Here is a 14,558-nt window from a genome sequence, read left to right on the forward strand (position 1 = left end):
GCCTGGCTGCAAGTCCTTGGTGCGCGGCTTGGAGGCCAGGTGGGACCTGAACAGGAGGAAGCTGCGCGACATCCTTGACAAGGAGTCCATAGATGCCCTGCTGCTTCTGGGAGCTCCTAACATAACATACGCCACAGGCATTAGGGAGCCCACGGGAGCTATGCTGATAACCAGGGACTGCGGCGACACGATATTCACCTCCGTCCTTGATTATAACAGGGTCTCATCGATGTCGCCCAAGGACGTGGCTGTTAAGGCCTTCTACAGGAGGTCGGGCGAGGCCTCCGTGGGCATGGCAATGGTGCCCCAGAGCGACCTAATAAGCGGAGGGCTTATAGATGCCGTGAAGCAGACCCTGGAAAGCTGTAACGTCAAATCATTGGGAGCAGACCTTCAGTGGGCTGACTACAGCTCCATTAACATAGCGCAGCAGCTCCAGGCGAAGGACCTGAGCAGCTCAATAGCTAAGGTAAGGGCAGTGAAGGATGACTGGGAGGTTCAGGCGATTATAGATTCGATAGCCGCCGCGGAGCAGGCGTTCAGGGATGCCATAGAGCTGCTCGACTCAAACCCTTCAGAGGGCGAGGTCGAGGCCGCGTTCTACTCATCGTTAATGAGGCAGGGCGCCTGGGGCGAGTCATTTCCAACGATTGTAGCGTTTTATGACCACACCGCATTGCCTCACCACACGCCGACGCCTGTAAGGCTGCAGAAGCCTGGCCCCGTGCTGATAGACTTTGGCGCGGACATGTATGGCTACGCAAGTGACACTACCAGAAGCATGTGGCACGGCGAGGGAGGAGCCGAGTATAAGAGGCTCATCGAGCTTGTGGCTGAGGCCCAGGCGGCGGCTATAGATCAGATAGCTCCAGGGGTTGAGGCCAGGAGCCCTGACCTGGCCTCTCGCAGGGTGCTCGCCAAGGAGGGCCTGGACAAGTTCTACAACCACGGGCTTGGCCATGGCGTCGGGGTGGAGGTTCATGAGATGCCATACCTGGCCCCAGCTTCAACGGACGTGCTGGAGAAGAACATGGTTGTGACTGTGGAGCCGGGCTTCTACATCCCAGGAGTTTATGGCGTCAGAGTAGAGGACATGGTTCTGGTGACGGCCAAGGGCGCGAGGCTCCTGACGAGGCTCTCTAGGATAATTAGTTAGTCTTTAGGCTGCTCGCCATGCTTTCTATGCGGTTCCTCACCTCTGGCCCCAGTGGGGTGCCAGTCAGGCTTTTAGTCAGCTTGCAGAAGCCGCAGACGTCGCCATTTGATGGCATGCCGCAGAGGCGGCACCTGTTAGGCGGGTTCACAGGCCTTGGATATGATGGCAGGTTCCTAGCGAGCGCCCTGGCCGCCGATATTGTGATGCTGGGGCTCTCGCTCTCGGCCCTGTTGAGCATGTCCTTTATTATAGTTTCGAGCGTCGAGGCGCTCTTGAATGGGCAGTCTATATCAACGTAATTCAGGCCATAGACCTTGACAAAGGCCCTGGTCTCGTCCTCGTAGATGTCGTAAAGGGGCCTTACCCTTTTGACGGCAGAGCCCTCAGTCTCGCTGACAGGCCCCAGCTTGGTTATGCTGTCAAGCTTCTGCTCCATGAAGTTCTTGATGGCATAAGTCATCAGGTCATTCATGTTATGTCCTGTAGCTATCGCTGAGGCGCCAATGGACATGGCCATAGCGTTGAGTATGTACCTCTTAACCAGGCCACAGACGCTGCACGCAGGCCTCCTGCTGCGCCTTATTATTTCAGGCATGTACATTCCTAGGAGCTCCTTCAGATCCACGGTAATGCACTTAACGTTCTTGGCCCTTGAGCAGGCGTCCTTGAACGCCTCGAGCGACTTTTCGGAAAACTCTCCCATGCCTAGAACTATGTGGACGGCCACTATGTTAATCCCTAGCTCTGGAGCTATCTCATCAAGCACGTTCATGAGCGTTATGCTGTCCTTGCCGCCCGACACGGCCAGGAGGAGCGTCTCACCCTTCTTCACCATGTTGTACTTTACTATGTTGTTTGCAACCCTTTCCTTGATATATTCCTTGAAGTGCAAATCACAGAACCAGGCATTAGCATAGCTTAGCTTAATTCTAGCTGGAGCGCCGCACTTCACGCACTTGGCTTTTGGAGACTCGTAGATCTTGACCGCTGGAGCACTAAGTATGGTCATTACAGATCCTTATTAGAGGGTATCAATAGATAATGCTTAAAAGGTTCTGTATTGAGCGTTACATGCCGCCCTGCATGTAATTCGCAGTTTCTGGCGATGAGGCAGCCGCAAGCCTTGCATATTTCCTCAAATTATACCACACATATATCAGTATGCCGCCTCCAATTAGGCAGAGGAGCAGGCTATAGGCTAAGCCCTCAAGGCCAACCAGTATGTAAAGTATCCCTAACATAAGGGCGCTTAGCGAGGCCCTCGAGTACTGCCCAACGGTGTCAGGCCTGTAGACGAAGAGCCACGTGAGAACACCAAGCACTATCATGAACACGCTTACGCCCATAATTGCTTCGGAAGCCTGCCTCATAAGGGACTGTATTTGCGCGATAGTATAATTATACCCTCTAGCTAGGGACTCGTTGTAGAGGGTCTCTGTTAGGTTAGAGTTAGGGTTATACGATGCTGAGAACATAGACATAGCGTAGGCTAGGCTTACAGCGCCGCCTACAATTATCAGGAACATAGCGATAATTATAAGCATAAGTGAGGACCTTCTACCCTGATTGCTATTCTGGCTCAAGTCCTTCCCCGTTGCCGCACGCTCTTCGGCCCTTAAATACCTCCATGATGTACCTTGGCTTGAAGCTTTTGAAGGCTAGGAATGGGGTCCGCCGATCACGTTCTATGGTGATGGGTTCCAATACTGCCCTTTTTTAGCTCCGTCAGCGTATCGTACTAATAGCGTCCGATGACAGGCGCTCACTGGCGGATTCAAGGATGAAGAGCAACGGGTCTGTGAGGACGCGCCCTTTAACTCGTCATTTGATAGCCAATCCCATAGGGTTGCGTGGAAGATTTATTTTAGGGCTATGTTAATGTAAGGCTGAGGGACTAAGTTGCCGGGAAAGTTCTCAACTAGGTATAAGCTCTCAAAGAAGGCGGCCAAGCAGCTAGCCGATGAGGCTAGGGCCAAACTTGGTAACGTGCCCATCACTTGGGACGAGGTCGAGGAGGCTAAGGCTTCAGATTACGTCGTCTACTTTGATTCGGGGCTGGCGTGCCTCGCTAGGGTTAAGGGGCTTCTGATACCTACGCTGATGTGCCTCCTGAGGAGGGGTTTCTCGTGGCTGCCGTATGTGGTGGTAGACAAGGGGGCCTCTCAGGCCATAGGTCGTGGCGCGGACTTAATGGCGCCCGGAATAAGGAGGGTGGTCGGCACCTTTAAGGAGGGCGACGTTGTCGCGATAGTAGATGAACAGAGCAATGTGCCGGTGGGTGTCGGGAGGGCCCTTAAGGATAGTGAGATCATATCACAGATGGCTAAGGAGAAGTCTAAGGGCAAGGTTGTGGAGAACATACATTACCCAGGCGACCAGCTCTGGAAGTTAATAAGTTAACCCTTGACCCTCCTCATGCAGAGGTAGTACTTAGTATCGGCCTTAAGCCCAAGGGGTGGCGCGAACTTAAACAGGATGCCCCAAAGGGACAGCAGCGTGAACCCTTTGCTTTCGTCAGCGGCCAGGTATCCGTGGCCGCAGAACTCGAAGGAATCAAGGTCGTTGGGCTTATCCTCATCTATTACCATCTCTATCTTATCCCCAGAGCTCACGGTGTAAATGCTTTCAATTACATCAAAAGTTACGGTCTCGTTCTGCCCTTCGGCCTTAGCTATCTTAACACCCTCGAGCTTCGAGGGCTGAACATCCTTGACTTCCAGGCTCAGGCTTATCATCTCAGCTCCGCTTACGCTCTGTGGAGCCCGCTTAAAAGCTGACCTCTCACGCTGGTTGAAGGTGCAAAGGAGTTGCACGCGAGGGCGCGACATTGACGCAGTTAGATGTCAATCTCAAGAAGGCCCTCTGGGCTCACCCTTACCTTGTATGTCTTGAGCGGAGGCTGTAGCTCCTTGTTGAACTCACACCGCTTATCGGGCATAACTATGGGCTGAGAGATCATGTTGCCCGTGAGGATGTCGAACTTAGCCTTGTGAAGCGGGCAGACGGCTATATGCCCATCCTCGATATCGCTGAGCACGCCGCAGCCCATGTGAGGGCACCTGGCATCCATGGCATAGAACTCGCCGTTATGCTTAACTATGAGTATTGGAGCGCCGTCCACCATGACGACCGCATGATTCCTTGTGTCAAAGATTTTAGCCATGACGGAAATCTTACGGAATACCATACATGTGTCACCTAGCTATTGCAAGCCTAGCGTTCAATTAAAACTTTTGTTAGAGGGACAGCACTGAGAAGCGCTATTAACGTGGCAAAGCCCTTTAACTAGAAGCTGCGAATGCCAGTTTAACAGCGTTGAAACGATGACTTTACGGGTTTTTAACATTAGTCGCGCCAGCCTTATCAGCGGCAACGCCCTCCTCGCTTATAGGCTTAACCTTAACGTAAAGACCCTGCGTTTCGACTATTACGACCCTAGTTCCCTCACTGATCTCAAGGTCGCCCACGGCTGACCATAGCTCATTATCTACTTTGACAACGCCTGGCTTCGGAGGCCTTATAGCCATGACTACAACGCCGCTCTTCCCTATGAGGCTCTCTGAGGGGGCTTCATGGGCGTTATTCTCTCGAGCCCTTTGGCCACAATAATTATTATGTCCACCACCATTAGAACGCCGCCAGAGAAAAGCCTCAGGGCATCGTTGTGCTCTAGGCCTGTGGCTATCAGGTAAACAGCGACCGCAGTGAGCCCTATCACCAGGACCGTGCTGCCAACCCCCCACCTTAGCCTTGAGAAGAAGCCAACGTTTGCCTGCTCGCTCATGCCTATCGCCTTAGTGTTACTTTATAGCTTTCGCCTACTCTACATAAAAGGGGCTAAGTTGAAGATAAAGCTCTTGCTCTGGCTTTTAGGGGCGCTCATCACGCTGGTCGCCATAGGTGCGGTTCAGCCATGGCACGCAGAGGCTGCGTCAGCCCCGGCAGGCAACGCTACGGTAGTAGTTGTTAACTTTAACGTACCCGTGGACCTAGGCTCATCAACTATGATGAAGAGGGCTGTAACCACGGCAGAGCTGCTGAAAGCCAAGGCTATAGTAATAGTGATGAACACGCCTGGCGGCTACTTAAGTGACATGCTTAAGATAGTAAACTATATAGAGCAGGCCCAGGCCGCCGGCATACCAGTCTACACCTACGTGCCCCCAGACGGCATGGCCGCGTCGGCAGGCAGCTACATAGCTATGGCCACTAACAGCATCATAATGGCCAACGGCACCTTCATAGGCCCCTCAACCCCCATAGTTGTTGGGGGTACCCCCCTTGAGCAGAACCACACAGAGGACGCTATGATAGCTTTTATGGAGTCGCTGGCCAGCAAGTGGGGCAGGAACGCGACGGCAGCCAAGATAATGGTAGTTGATGACAAAGCCTTCACAGCTGAGGAGGCTCTAAGGCATCACTTAATAGACAACATTTCAAACAGCCTCTCGCAGGCTATGAGTGAGTGGGGCCTCGCCAACGCGACCCAGGTGCAGATCTCCGAGAACGCCTACGAGCAGTTCCTAAGCGTTCTGAGCAACAGCACGGTTGACGGCATACTGATAACCCTGGGCTTCATGGCCATATTGATAGACCTCTTCCACCCCACGTTTATAGTATCGGCAGTGGGGGTGACGGCCATAATAATGGGGCTCGTGGGGGCTGAAATAGTGGGCGCCTCAGCAATAGGCCTGACACTGCTGCTCCTGGGGGCCATAATAATGTTCCTCGAGCTTAAGATGGGCCACGGCTTCGCAATGATAGCGGGAGCTATAACTTCAGCCCTGGGCATATACCTCTTGGCCATGGGAATACCCTACGTGGCCACCAGTGTCCCGACTGCGTCAAAGTACGTGCTCACCGACTCCGTCGTAGCTGTGGTTGGTGTCATGCTGGGGCTCTATATAAGGTGGATAGCGTCGCCTATGAAGCGTAAGAGGGTGATGGCTGGGCCCGAGTCCCTGATAGGCGACACTGGCATCGTAGTGAGTGACCTGGCTCCCGTGGGTGAGGTCAGGGTGCAGGGCATTGTGTGGAGGGCCGTCTCAGCCTCAGGCGAGACCATAAAGGTCGGAGAAAAGGTGAAGGTGGTCAAAGTAGAGGGGATAACGCTCTTTGTTGAGAAAGCTACGGGTGAAAGCAAGGGTCCATGATAGTAGGTTTCAAACCTTAGATAGGTTTAAGTAGTTCACTAACTACATAGAAGTGGTGGTTTGAGTGAGCTTATCGCTTGACTTGATAATAGCGTTTATTGTGATTATAGTGGCCATAATTCTGCTGAGTGGGATAAAAGTAGTTAATGAGTGGGAGAGGCTTCCAGTACTAATACTTGGCAGGTTCGCAGGCCTTAAAGGACCAGGGATAGTTTATGTGCCGCCAATAATAGGCAGGGTTCCCATGAGGATATCAACAAGGCTTCAGGCAATAGCCTTCAGGACTGAGCAGAGCCTCACGAAGGACAACATACCAGTCATAGTGGACGCTGTGATGTACTATCAGCCTGTTGACCTAGAAAAAGTTGTGCTTAAGGTGGAGGACTACAACGTTGCCACCAGGCTCGCCGCTGAGACGACCCTAAGGGAGGTCATAGGACAGACTATGCTTGACGAGATACTCACCGAGAGGGAGAAGGTGGCAGCGCTCGCCAGGAACATAATTGACAGCAAGACTGAGACGTGGGGAGTTAAGGTCACCGCCGTCGAGATAAGGAACGTAGAGATACCCCCTGACCTGGTCCAGGCCATGTCAAGGCAGGCCCAGGCCGAGAGGGAGAGGAGGGCCAGAGTGACGCTCGCCCAGGCTGAGTACGAGGCTGCCCAGAAGATGGTTGAAGCAGCGAACCTCTACGTTAACAATGACAGGGCCTTCATGTTAAGGTGGATGAACATGATATATGAGTTGGGCATGGAGGGCAAGAACATGCTCGTCTTCATACCTGCTAACCTGCCTGTCGCGGGTCCGCCCACTGGAGGGCCCATGTCCCCGGTGGGTCTCATGGGCGTTAGGGACCTAGTTGTCAGCGAGGAAAAGAAACAGGGCGGAGGCCAGCAGGCAGGGCAGCAACAGAAGTGATCTTAAGGAACCCTTTAAACATCTGCGAACCTCAGAGCCTTTTTATAATCTCCGTATGGCCTTGCTATATGCTATGAGACCTAGCACTGTTGTTAACATGAGTGAAAGCGTTAATGCGCTGTAGCATTGCTGGTCTATGAAGCCCAGCTGAAGCGCAGCCGACGCAATGGCAAGGCCGACCTCTCCTCTTGGCTCCATGCCTGTTCCAGCAAGCACAGACTCCTTCCTGTTCCTGGTCATTGCATAGGCGAAAGGCAGAACGCCGACCAACTTCCCTACCAAGGCCGCCGCAGTCATAGCGAGCGAGGCCAAAAGACCGGCCAGACCTATTGCAATTAAGTTGAACTCCGCGCCAACTACAACGAAGAATATTGATCCAAAGATCAACAGAAAGGATCTCGAGAACTCCTGGAGCCTCTGGGAGCCTGTGAATTCGCTCAGCGAGACGCCAGCTATGAAGGCTGCTATTATTGGTGAGAATCCAAGGGCCTGCATTATGGCTATCATACTAAAGAGGACTACCAGTGACATCTCAAGGATGTACTGGCCTCCAACCCGTGACGTGAGGAACGGCACCACTTTTATTGAGGTGACAAATATTATTATCCATGCCACGGAGTAGAAGGTTATAACCTTGATTACGCTGAGAAACGTCGTGCCATGGGACTCCGAGACCCCGAAGGCTATTGAAAGAAGAATTAGTGAGACCACGTCATCTATAGCTGAGGCTGAAAGCAGGAAGTCCGTCCACTTGCCGCTGACCTTCGTTGACTGAAGCGAGCCCGAAACAACGGCTAAGCTAGTTGGCGCCAGGGCGGAGCCTACTATCATGGATACGTCAAGGTTCAGTGAGAGGTAGTCCCTTAAGGCAACGACAAGCGCGAAGGGCACGAGAGCGCCCATGATAGCCCCTAGCGCTCCCCACGCCCCTGCCCTCCTCAGGGGGGCCGAGCCGTGCTCTAGGCCTGACGCAAATACCAGGAAAATGACCGAAAGCTGTGAAAGAAACAGCACCTCAGAGCCAAGGTAAAATAGTTTAACGTTCAAGAGGCTGTTTATGACGCCTCCTAAAGCGAAAGGACCCATTATCATTCCTCCTAGCAGCTCGCCAGTTATTCTCCCATATCCGTACTTTTCGGTGACGTTGCCGAGAACCTTGCCAGCCAGTATCATAAGCGAGAGGCCGAGCAGCTCAAGTCCCAGCTCCTGCGAGGTTGGCCCCTGCTGTTCTACACGCCTACATGCAGATTATAATGACAGCGCTCCCCTGCTCTGCCTGCCCTCAAGTAGGTAAGATATTACCTGGTCCAGCCGATGGTAAAAATAGTTGAGCCCAATCACGTTATGCCTGCCTGTCTGAAGCATCCTGAGCCTGAGGGCCAGCGCCATCTCGCTCAGGAGTTTTACCTCGGTGCTGATCCCAGTGTAAGGCCTCCTGACAACCTGAGGCTCCCTTGCCGACAGCTCAAGGGAGCTGAGCGTCTCAGCTAGCTCTCTCAGGGCCTCCTCAAGGGAGCCGTCAGCTATGCTGTCAGGGACCTTGCTCTCAAGCTCAACAACCCTGTACAAGGCCCTGGAGAGCCTTTCGTCCTCCAAGGCTCCTCAGCCTATAATTTGACAGGCAGAGGTTATAGGGCTAAGTCGAATTTATTTTTTAATTCACACTGGAGAGCGCGCCTCGGGCAGTGAGGACAAGAGGGTCTACCGAGCGGTGAGGAATATCGGAACTTCCTAGCCCGGGGCTAACTGCAGGCAATAAGATCAACTTTAAATATGGTGGAGACGCAGCATCTCTCTGGCGGTGCTAAGCTTTGGCCAGGGTTGCAGTAATAGGCGCTGGAGGCGTGGGCTCTGTAGCGGCATCAGTGATAAGGAGCGAAGGCCATGACGTAATCCTTGTGGACAAGGCCAGGGACTCCCTGGCGAGAACGGCCGAGAAGCTCAAGATGCCCTATGCAGTGGCCGATGCGCTATCGCCAGAGGACGTCAAGAAAGCCGTTGGCACGGTAGACCTCATAGTCACTGCCCTACCAGGGAGCATAGCCTATAGGGCCCTTAAGGGCTTGATAGGCCTGGGAGCCAACATAGTTGATGTCTCATTCTTCCCGGAGGACCCTGAGGAGCTGGGCCAGCTGGCTTCCAAGGCCGGTATCCTGCTGCTCATGGATGCTGGGGTTGCCCCTGGGCTCTCAAACATGCTTGTTGGAATAGGCGACAGGAAGCTGGGGGGCCTTAAGGGGGCCAAAATTTACGTGGGCGGCATAAGCGAGAGACCTGACCCTCCCCTTGGCCTCGTGCCCAGCTGGAGCATATCCGACTTAATAGATGAGTATAGGAGGCCTGCTAGGACAATAGTTGACGGCAAGGTAGTGGCCATAGACCCGCTCTCAGGCCCCATGGGGACAATATATGTCCCAGGAGTTGGGGAGCTGGAGTACTTCCCGACCGACGGCCTCAGAACCCTGCTCAAGAGCTACTCCAACGCGTCCTTCCTAGCAGAGTACACGCTGAGGTGGCCCGGCCACGTGGCATTCATTAAGGGTCTCAAGAAGCTTGGCCTACTTGAACATAAGCCGGTGCACGTTGGCAACTACGAGGTTATGGCTGATGAGGTCCTCGCCTCCCTTATATGGTCCATGAGGGTTAACTTCAAGGATATAGTGGTGCTTGTGGTGGACGTTTATGGCAAGTCTGGCGGCGGAATCAGGTTTACGCAGGTCACTAGGGCTGAAGGCGGGACGACAGCCATGGCCAAGGTCACTGGAAGCTTCCTTGGGTTTGCCGCGCTTGCCATGCTGGAGGGCAAAGTAAAGGGCGCGGGCCTGGTGTACCCCGAGTCCCTGGGTCTCAGTGAGGACGCTTCAGGTGACATAATGACTAGGCTGGCCATAAATGGCATGCCAGTGGAGGAAGAGGAGCTTACAGGGGAGCTTGAAATCCGCTGAGAACGCCTTTAACCTCGCCTTATAACAGATCCTCTAAGGTAAAGGGAGCCCTTTGGTTAGGCTCAGCTACAGAAGGGGGCTGCTGATAAGCGACTCTTACGCGCCAGGCCTGAGGTACGATGAGAGAGTTGGGGGCTACGTCGGGCTGCCGTACAAGTACCCCGAAGTACTGAGCTACCTTCGCGAGTCTGGCCTAGAGGTTGACGATAGGGTCCTCGATCCTCTCCCATTCCAAGCCATCAGTGCTCCAAGGGTTAAGCTTAGGGATTACCAGGAGAGGGCGCTTGAGGCGTGGAAGAGGGCTGGCATGAGAGGGATAATAGTGCTTCCCACCGGGGCTGGCAAGACCCTCGTCGCGCTAGCTGCCATCCAGGAGGTGGGCGCCGCCACAATAGTGGTGGTGCCTACAATAGACTTGCTCCACCAGTGGAAAAGCGCAATAATGAGACACCTGAACGTAACGCCTGGCATATTAGGCGGTGGCGAAAGTGACATAGCGGGCATTACAGTATCCACATATGACAGCGCCTACAGCAGGGCTGAGGAGCTTGGCAATAAGTTTGTGCTAGCGATCTTTGACGAGGTGCACCACCTTCCGTCGCCTGGCTACATGGAGGTAGCCCAAATGCTCGCGTCCCCCTACAGGCTCGGCCTCACGGCAACGCCTGAGAGGGAGGATGGGAGGCACGTCCTGCTTCCAGATCTAGTAGGCCCCATAGTAATGAGGGTCTCGCCGGCTGAGCTGAGGGGCAAGTACCTCGCTGACTACGACATTAAGAGAATTTACGTGAACCTTATGGACGACGAGAAGTCAAGATATGAGTCCCTGAGGGCCAGGCTGAAGGAGGACCTAGAGAGGCTTGGCGTCACATTAAGGTCGCTGGACGACTTTCACAGGCTGCTATCCTTGGCCGCAAGGAACCGGGTGGCCAGGGACGCCGTGGAAGCCTGGTACGAGTCCGTAAGGATAGCAATTAACTCCAGGGCAAAAATTGAGGCGCTGAGGAAGCTTCTCGCAGAGTACAGCGACAGGAAAGTCCTGATATTCACTAGGGACACGGAGATGGCATACAGGATCTCGCGGGAGTTCCTAGTGCCAGCTGTTACCTACAAGACGCCGAAGCAAGAGAGGCTAAAGATACTTGAGCTCTTCAGGAGAGGCGACTACAGGGTCATAGTGGCCTCAAGCGTGTTTGACGAGGGAGTTGACGTCCCAGACGCAAGCGTAGCCATAGTAGTCGGGGGCTATGGAACCCCGCGGCAGTTCATACAGAGGCTTGGCAGAATCCTGAGGCCTGCGGAGGGCAAGAGGGCGGTCCTCATAGAGCTAGTGAGCAGGGGCACTAGCGACAGCAGGCTGAGCGTGAGGAGGAGGTCAGGTGCTGAGGTCTGACCTGGTAAGGCTTGCAATAAGGGGGGACAGGGCCTCAGTGCTCTTTGCAAGTGAGGAGGACCTGGAACTGTTCTCTGAGGTGCTGGGGCGCCTCAGGCCCGGGCTTAAGCTTGGGGAAGCCCTTGAGGAGCTGAAGCCCCTCAGGAGAATATATGACCCTAGGCTCGTTGACGGCGTTACAGAGGTTGCCCTGAGGCACATAGTTCTTGAGGAGGACTCCCCGGTGAGCCCGTACCTGATAAGGCAGAAGCTCTTCGAGGGAGGCCCCGCCCTCTCTGAGGAGGAGAGGCGCAGGAGGCTCGAGGAGGTGAGCAAACAGCTTGGGGTTGACGCCGAGAGGTTCATGTACTCGGACTTGGACCTAGAGCGAGTCATAGTAGCTGGGCCTGCAGTGAACGCCAGGGACCTCATGGAGGAATATAACATGGAGGAGCTGGAGGGCCTCCTGCTGAGGTCCTACATGGTCACATTTGAGGTCAGCAGCAACTGGAAGGACCTGCTCAGGTCAGTTAAGGCGCTGGGACTTATGTACTATGCAAGGTCAGGGCCTGTACAGGTAGACGTCTATGGGCCCGTGTCGCTGGCCAAGCTGACGGACAGGTATGGCAGACTAATGGCAAGGCTTGTGCCTCAGCTGCTCAGGAGCTCCAGCTGGAGGCTGAGGGCGCAGGTGGCTGTAGGAAAGGCCAGGAGGGTAGTAACCGTAGAGGTTACAAGCAATGAGGCCCCCATGCCCAGGAAGCCCATCGCCTCAGGCGTTACCTTTGACAGCTCCGTCGAGGAGGACCTCTACAGGAAGCTTGTTCTCTTGGCAAGGGACAACGGCTGGCTGGTCATGAGGGAGCCGGAGCCCCTGGTGACGTCCACTGGTGAGATAATGATTCCTGACTTTGCCGTTAGCAACGGCAGCTCTAAGGTCTTCATAGAGGTCATAGGCTTCTGGACTAGGGAGTACATAAACAACAAGCTCAGAAAGCTGTCCAACCTCAGGGATCCCATGCTCCTGGTTGTTAATGAGTCGCTTGGAGTTGACGCCTTTAGGTTGACGGGTCATGACGTCGTTTCCTACAAGGATAGAGTCAACGTGGCGCCTATCTACGAGTGGCTGAAGGCCAGGCTTGCGCCTTGCCCTAGGCAGCTGCCTGAGGAGCTCAGGGTTGAGGGTGACTACGTGAGCTTTGAAGATTTAGCGAAACGTTTTGGGGTTACGCTCGACGACGTGAGGAGGTTTAATGGCGCGGTCGAGGGCTACGTCAAGCTCAGGAGCTACTTTGTCAAAAGGGAGCTCCTTGAGAGGCTCGGCAGGGAGAACCTTGAGGGCAGGAGGCTCTCTGAGCTAACTTCAAGGTATGGGCCCTGGGTTCAGGAGGCCCTGGCCCTGATTGGTTACTCGCTTAAATGGACGGGGCTAAGCGACGCCATAGTAGTAAAGGTTAGGGCACAACCCTAGTGCCCACGTCCTCGCCGTTGAGGGCCTTCAGGAGCATGTCCCACCTAACTATCCTAGTGTTTGGGATCTTAGCGGAGGCCGCCTCCACAATCTTGCCTCTCATGCTGCCTGTGACGTCGACTCCACGCGCAGCTACATTAGCTATCTCATCTCTCGGGCTAACAACCCTTAAGACTTTTCCCTCAGGGCCTATCACGCCTTCAACGTCAGACACGTAGATCAGGCAGTCAGCGTTAGCTTTAGAGGCCAGCATGGACGCTATGGTGTCACCGCTGACCACCACTCCTTTACCTTCGGTGAGCACGGCGTCCCCATAGGTCAGCGGGGTCAGGCCGACGGCGAGGTCCCTCAGCATCGGGGTCAGGTCGCAACTCCTCTCGCTGATGCACATGCTGTGGGCGGCGTGAAGGCTTATTGGCACTCCGTGCGACAGGAGGCTGTTAACTACTGTTATTCCGAGGAGCAGCATCTCCCTCTGAACTTCTGCAACTTCGCTGGGGCCCAGCCTCCCCCTCTCAGATAGTAGCTTTTTCACGATGTAATGTCCAAAGCTTCCTCCGCCATGAACTAGGGCCAGCCTTCCGCCCGCCTCTAGGTAGCTGGCCACCTGCGCCGAGAGACTCTCAAGCACATCCCACCTGACGGTCTCTGGCGAGGACTTATCGGTTATAGCTGAGCCCCCCAGCTTAACTACAGCCAGGCTGCACCTCAAGTTTCATCTCCATGTAAGCTTTGGCTAAAGGGAAAATAAGCCTAGACGTTGAGGCACACCAGCTCCAGCTCGCCGGGAAGCCCAGGAACCCACTCGCACTCCCCCTGGGGGGTCTGCACGCCATAGAAGAGGTATGCGGTGGCGTTCTGAACTCTCAGCCTCTTAGCCAGCTCACTTTTAAGTGAAGAGCCTGACATCAGGGAGTCCGATAGGTCCACTACAGCCTGACCTATCATGTGCACAGCAGCATCAAAGAGGCTCTCGCCTAGCTCCTGTCTGGTGGCGCCCTTACCAACCACTGAGGATGCCCTGAACTCTACGTTAAGGCTGGCCTGGCTCAACTGTAGGTCCACAACCTCATCTTCACTTCTGTAAGCTGCAGCCTTGCCGCTGGCGGCCGCGTACCTCATGGCATCAATAGAGCTCTGCCACCACGTGGCCCCTTCGCCCCACGGATCTGACATTCTTCCCATTTCAACGATCTCGAGCTCATCTAAGACATCCGAGTGCGACCTGGCAGTGAGATAAAGCAGCGCTGTGGTCAGCGCCGCATAAGCGCTCGCAATGGGCCACCTCTGGGGCAGGCCCTCAGACCTAACGTAGGAGCAGTCGTTCATGTTAAGGCCACTCATCAGCTTTGCCCAGAACTCCCTCGCCTTTCCGACAACCTCCTGAGGCAGTCCCTCGACGCTGAGGTCCGCCCTCTCGCAGTTCTCCTGATACTTAAGTTCAAACTTTACCTGCTCACCCGGCACCACAAGGTAAGGGTTTTCGACCTCCTCTATTGGAATGCCCATTACTATGAGAGGCAGCCTTAGCGACACCTTCAA

General features: G+C 54.5%; 17 protein-coding genes and 1 pseudogene. 7 read left to right on the forward strand and 11 right to left on the reverse strand.

Annotated features, from left to right (window positions below; translation table 11 throughout):
- The first annotated feature begins 19 nt into the window (after positions 1-19).
- On the forward strand, positions 20-1,156 hold the full coding sequence (locus tag ACZ5GQ_RS06670; protein ID WP_498856374.1) for a M24 family metallopeptidase: 1,137 nt from the start codon (positions 20-22) through the stop codon (positions 1,154-1,156).
- On the opposite strand, the gene ACZ5GQ_RS06675 is transcribed toward ACZ5GQ_RS06670, so the two are convergent.
- From ACZ5GQ_RS06675 to ACZ5GQ_RS06685, 3 genes and pseudogenes are all read right to left on the reverse strand, one after another.
- Complete coding sequence (locus tag ACZ5GQ_RS06675) at positions 1,149-2,048, reverse strand: PP-loop family protein (protein ID WP_498857391.1); 900 nt, start codon at positions 2,046-2,048, stop codon at positions 1,149-1,151. The two genes, ACZ5GQ_RS06670 and ACZ5GQ_RS06675, sit on opposite strands and share 8 nt — an antisense overlap.
- Positions 2,049-2,165: pseudogene (locus tag ACZ5GQ_RS06680) on the reverse strand (hypothetical protein); the annotation flags it as partial.
- Positions 2,166-2,223: 58 nt separating this feature from the next.
- Entirely contained in the window at positions 2,224-2,700 is a 477-nt protein-coding gene (locus ACZ5GQ_RS06685; protein ID WP_498856375.1) for a hypothetical protein, read from the reverse strand.
- Between the two features lie 355 nt (positions 2,701-3,055).
- Here ACZ5GQ_RS06685 and ACZ5GQ_RS06690 point away from each other — a divergent pair, with 355 nt between their 5' ends.
- Positions 3,056-3,556 carry a DUF1947 domain-containing protein gene (locus ACZ5GQ_RS06690; protein ID WP_498856376.1) on the forward strand — a complete coding sequence of 167 codons (501 nt, stop codon included), beginning with the start codon at positions 3,056-3,058 and terminating at the stop codon, positions 3,554-3,556.
- Here the strand turns inward: ACZ5GQ_RS06690 and ACZ5GQ_RS06695 are convergent.
- The 4 genes from ACZ5GQ_RS06695 to ACZ5GQ_RS06710 form a co-directional block, all read right to left on the reverse strand.
- Positions 3,553-3,891 (reverse strand): DNA-directed RNA polymerase subunit G, encoded by a 339-nt coding sequence (locus ACZ5GQ_RS06695; protein WP_498856377.1) that lies wholly within the window; start codon positions 3,889-3,891, stop codon positions 3,553-3,555. The two genes, ACZ5GQ_RS06690 and ACZ5GQ_RS06695, sit on opposite strands and share 4 nt — an antisense overlap.
- A gap of 101 nt (positions 3,892-3,992) precedes the next feature.
- The gene (locus ACZ5GQ_RS06700) at positions 3,993-4,343 is read right to left on the reverse strand and encodes a Rieske (2Fe-2S) protein (protein WP_498856378.1); all 351 of its coding nucleotides are present in this window, start codon (positions 4,341-4,343) and stop codon (positions 3,993-3,995) included.
- A 142-nt stretch (positions 4,344-4,485) separates the two neighbouring features.
- Positions 4,486-4,683, reverse strand: coding sequence for an NfeD family protein (locus ACZ5GQ_RS06705; RefSeq protein ID WP_498856379.1), 198 nt, complete (start codon positions 4,681-4,683; stop codon positions 4,486-4,488).
- Positions 4,684-4,703: 20 nt separating this feature from the next.
- Entirely contained in the window at positions 4,704-4,940 is a 237-nt protein-coding gene (locus ACZ5GQ_RS06710; RefSeq protein ID WP_498856380.1) for a hypothetical protein, read from the reverse strand.
- 58 nt (positions 4,941-4,998) lie between these two features.
- On the opposite strand from ACZ5GQ_RS06710, the gene ACZ5GQ_RS06715 reads away from it, so the two are divergent.
- Positions 4,999-6,309: an NfeD family protein gene (locus ACZ5GQ_RS06715; protein WP_498856381.1), complete on the forward strand. Its 1,311-nt coding sequence runs from the start codon at positions 4,999-5,001 to the stop codon at positions 6,307-6,309.
- A gap of 64 nt (positions 6,310-6,373) precedes the next feature.
- Positions 6,374-7,228, forward strand: a complete 855-nt coding sequence (locus ACZ5GQ_RS06720; RefSeq protein ID WP_498856382.1) for an SPFH domain-containing protein — start codon at positions 6,374-6,376, stop codon at positions 7,226-7,228.
- 42 nt (positions 7,229-7,270) lie between these two features.
- On the opposite strand, the gene ACZ5GQ_RS06725 is transcribed toward ACZ5GQ_RS06720, so the two are convergent.
- A complete protein-coding gene (locus ACZ5GQ_RS06725) occupies positions 7,271-8,401 on the reverse strand; it encodes a cation:proton antiporter (protein ID WP_498856383.1) in 1,131 nt (376 codons plus the stop codon).
- Positions 8,402-8,476: 75 nt separating this feature from the next.
- The gene (locus ACZ5GQ_RS06730; protein ID WP_498856384.1) at positions 8,477-8,824 is read right to left on the reverse strand and encodes a hypothetical protein; all 348 of its coding nucleotides are present in this window, start codon (positions 8,822-8,824) and stop codon (positions 8,477-8,479) included.
- A gap of 215 nt (positions 8,825-9,039) precedes the next feature.
- Between ACZ5GQ_RS06730 and ACZ5GQ_RS06735 the strand changes: the two genes are divergently transcribed.
- Genes ACZ5GQ_RS06735 through ACZ5GQ_RS06745 form a run of 3 tightly spaced genes read left to right on the forward strand, consistent with a single transcriptional unit; the run spans position 9,040 to position 13,016 of the window.
- Positions 9,040-10,173, forward strand: a complete 1,134-nt coding sequence (locus tag ACZ5GQ_RS06735) for a saccharopine dehydrogenase family protein (RefSeq protein WP_498856385.1) — start codon at positions 9,040-9,042, stop codon at positions 10,171-10,173.
- A gap of 52 nt (positions 10,174-10,225) precedes the next feature.
- Positions 10,226-11,566, forward strand: a complete 1,341-nt coding sequence (locus ACZ5GQ_RS06740; RefSeq protein WP_498856386.1) for a DEAD/DEAH box helicase family protein — start codon at positions 10,226-10,228, stop codon at positions 11,564-11,566.
- Positions 11,553-13,016 carry a DUF790 family protein gene (locus tag ACZ5GQ_RS06745; protein WP_498856387.1) on the forward strand — a complete coding sequence of 488 codons (1,464 nt, stop codon included), beginning with the start codon at positions 11,553-11,555 and terminating at the stop codon, positions 13,014-13,016. The genes ACZ5GQ_RS06740 and ACZ5GQ_RS06745 overlap by 14 nt, the downstream gene beginning before the upstream one ends.
- On the opposite strand, the gene ACZ5GQ_RS06750 is transcribed toward ACZ5GQ_RS06745, so the two are convergent.
- Together ACZ5GQ_RS06750 and ACZ5GQ_RS06755 are read right to left on the reverse strand one after the other, a co-directional pair.
- Complete coding sequence (locus ACZ5GQ_RS06750) at positions 13,000-13,728, reverse strand: isopentenyl phosphate kinase (protein WP_498856388.1); 729 nt, start codon at positions 13,726-13,728, stop codon at positions 13,000-13,002. The two genes, ACZ5GQ_RS06745 and ACZ5GQ_RS06750, sit on opposite strands and share 17 nt — an antisense overlap.
- 41 nt (positions 13,729-13,769) lie before the next feature.
- Entirely contained in the window at positions 13,770-14,558 is a 789-nt protein-coding gene (locus ACZ5GQ_RS06755) for a hypothetical protein (protein WP_498856389.1), read from the reverse strand.

It is taken from the genome of Caldococcus noboribetus, from assembly GCF_055389385.1.

Bases quoted from the DNA above. Each gene is read 5' to 3' on its own strand.
- ACZ5GQ_RS06725 (WP_498856383.1), bottom strand. From the start codon at position 8,401: ATGATACTGGCTGGCAAGGTTCTCGGCAACGTCACCGAAAAGTACGGA.
- ACZ5GQ_RS06710 (WP_498856380.1), bottom strand. From the start codon at position 4,940: ATGAGCGAGCAGGCAAACGTTGGCTTCTTCTCAAGGCTAAGGTGGGGG.
- ACZ5GQ_RS06695 (WP_498856377.1), bottom strand. From the start codon at position 3,891: ATGATAAGCCTGAGCCTGGAAGTCAAGGATGTTCAGCCCTCGAAGCTC.
- ACZ5GQ_RS06705 (WP_498856379.1), bottom strand. From the start codon at position 4,683: ATGGCTATAAGGCCTCCGAAGCCAGGCGTTGTCAAAGTAGATAATGAG.
- ACZ5GQ_RS06700 (WP_498856378.1), bottom strand. From the start codon at position 4,343: ATGGTATTCCGTAAGATTTCCGTCATGGCTAAAATCTTTGACACAAGG.
- ACZ5GQ_RS06685 (WP_498856375.1), bottom strand. From the start codon at position 2,700: ATGCTTATAATTATCGCTATGTTCCTGATAATTGTAGGCGGCGCTGTA.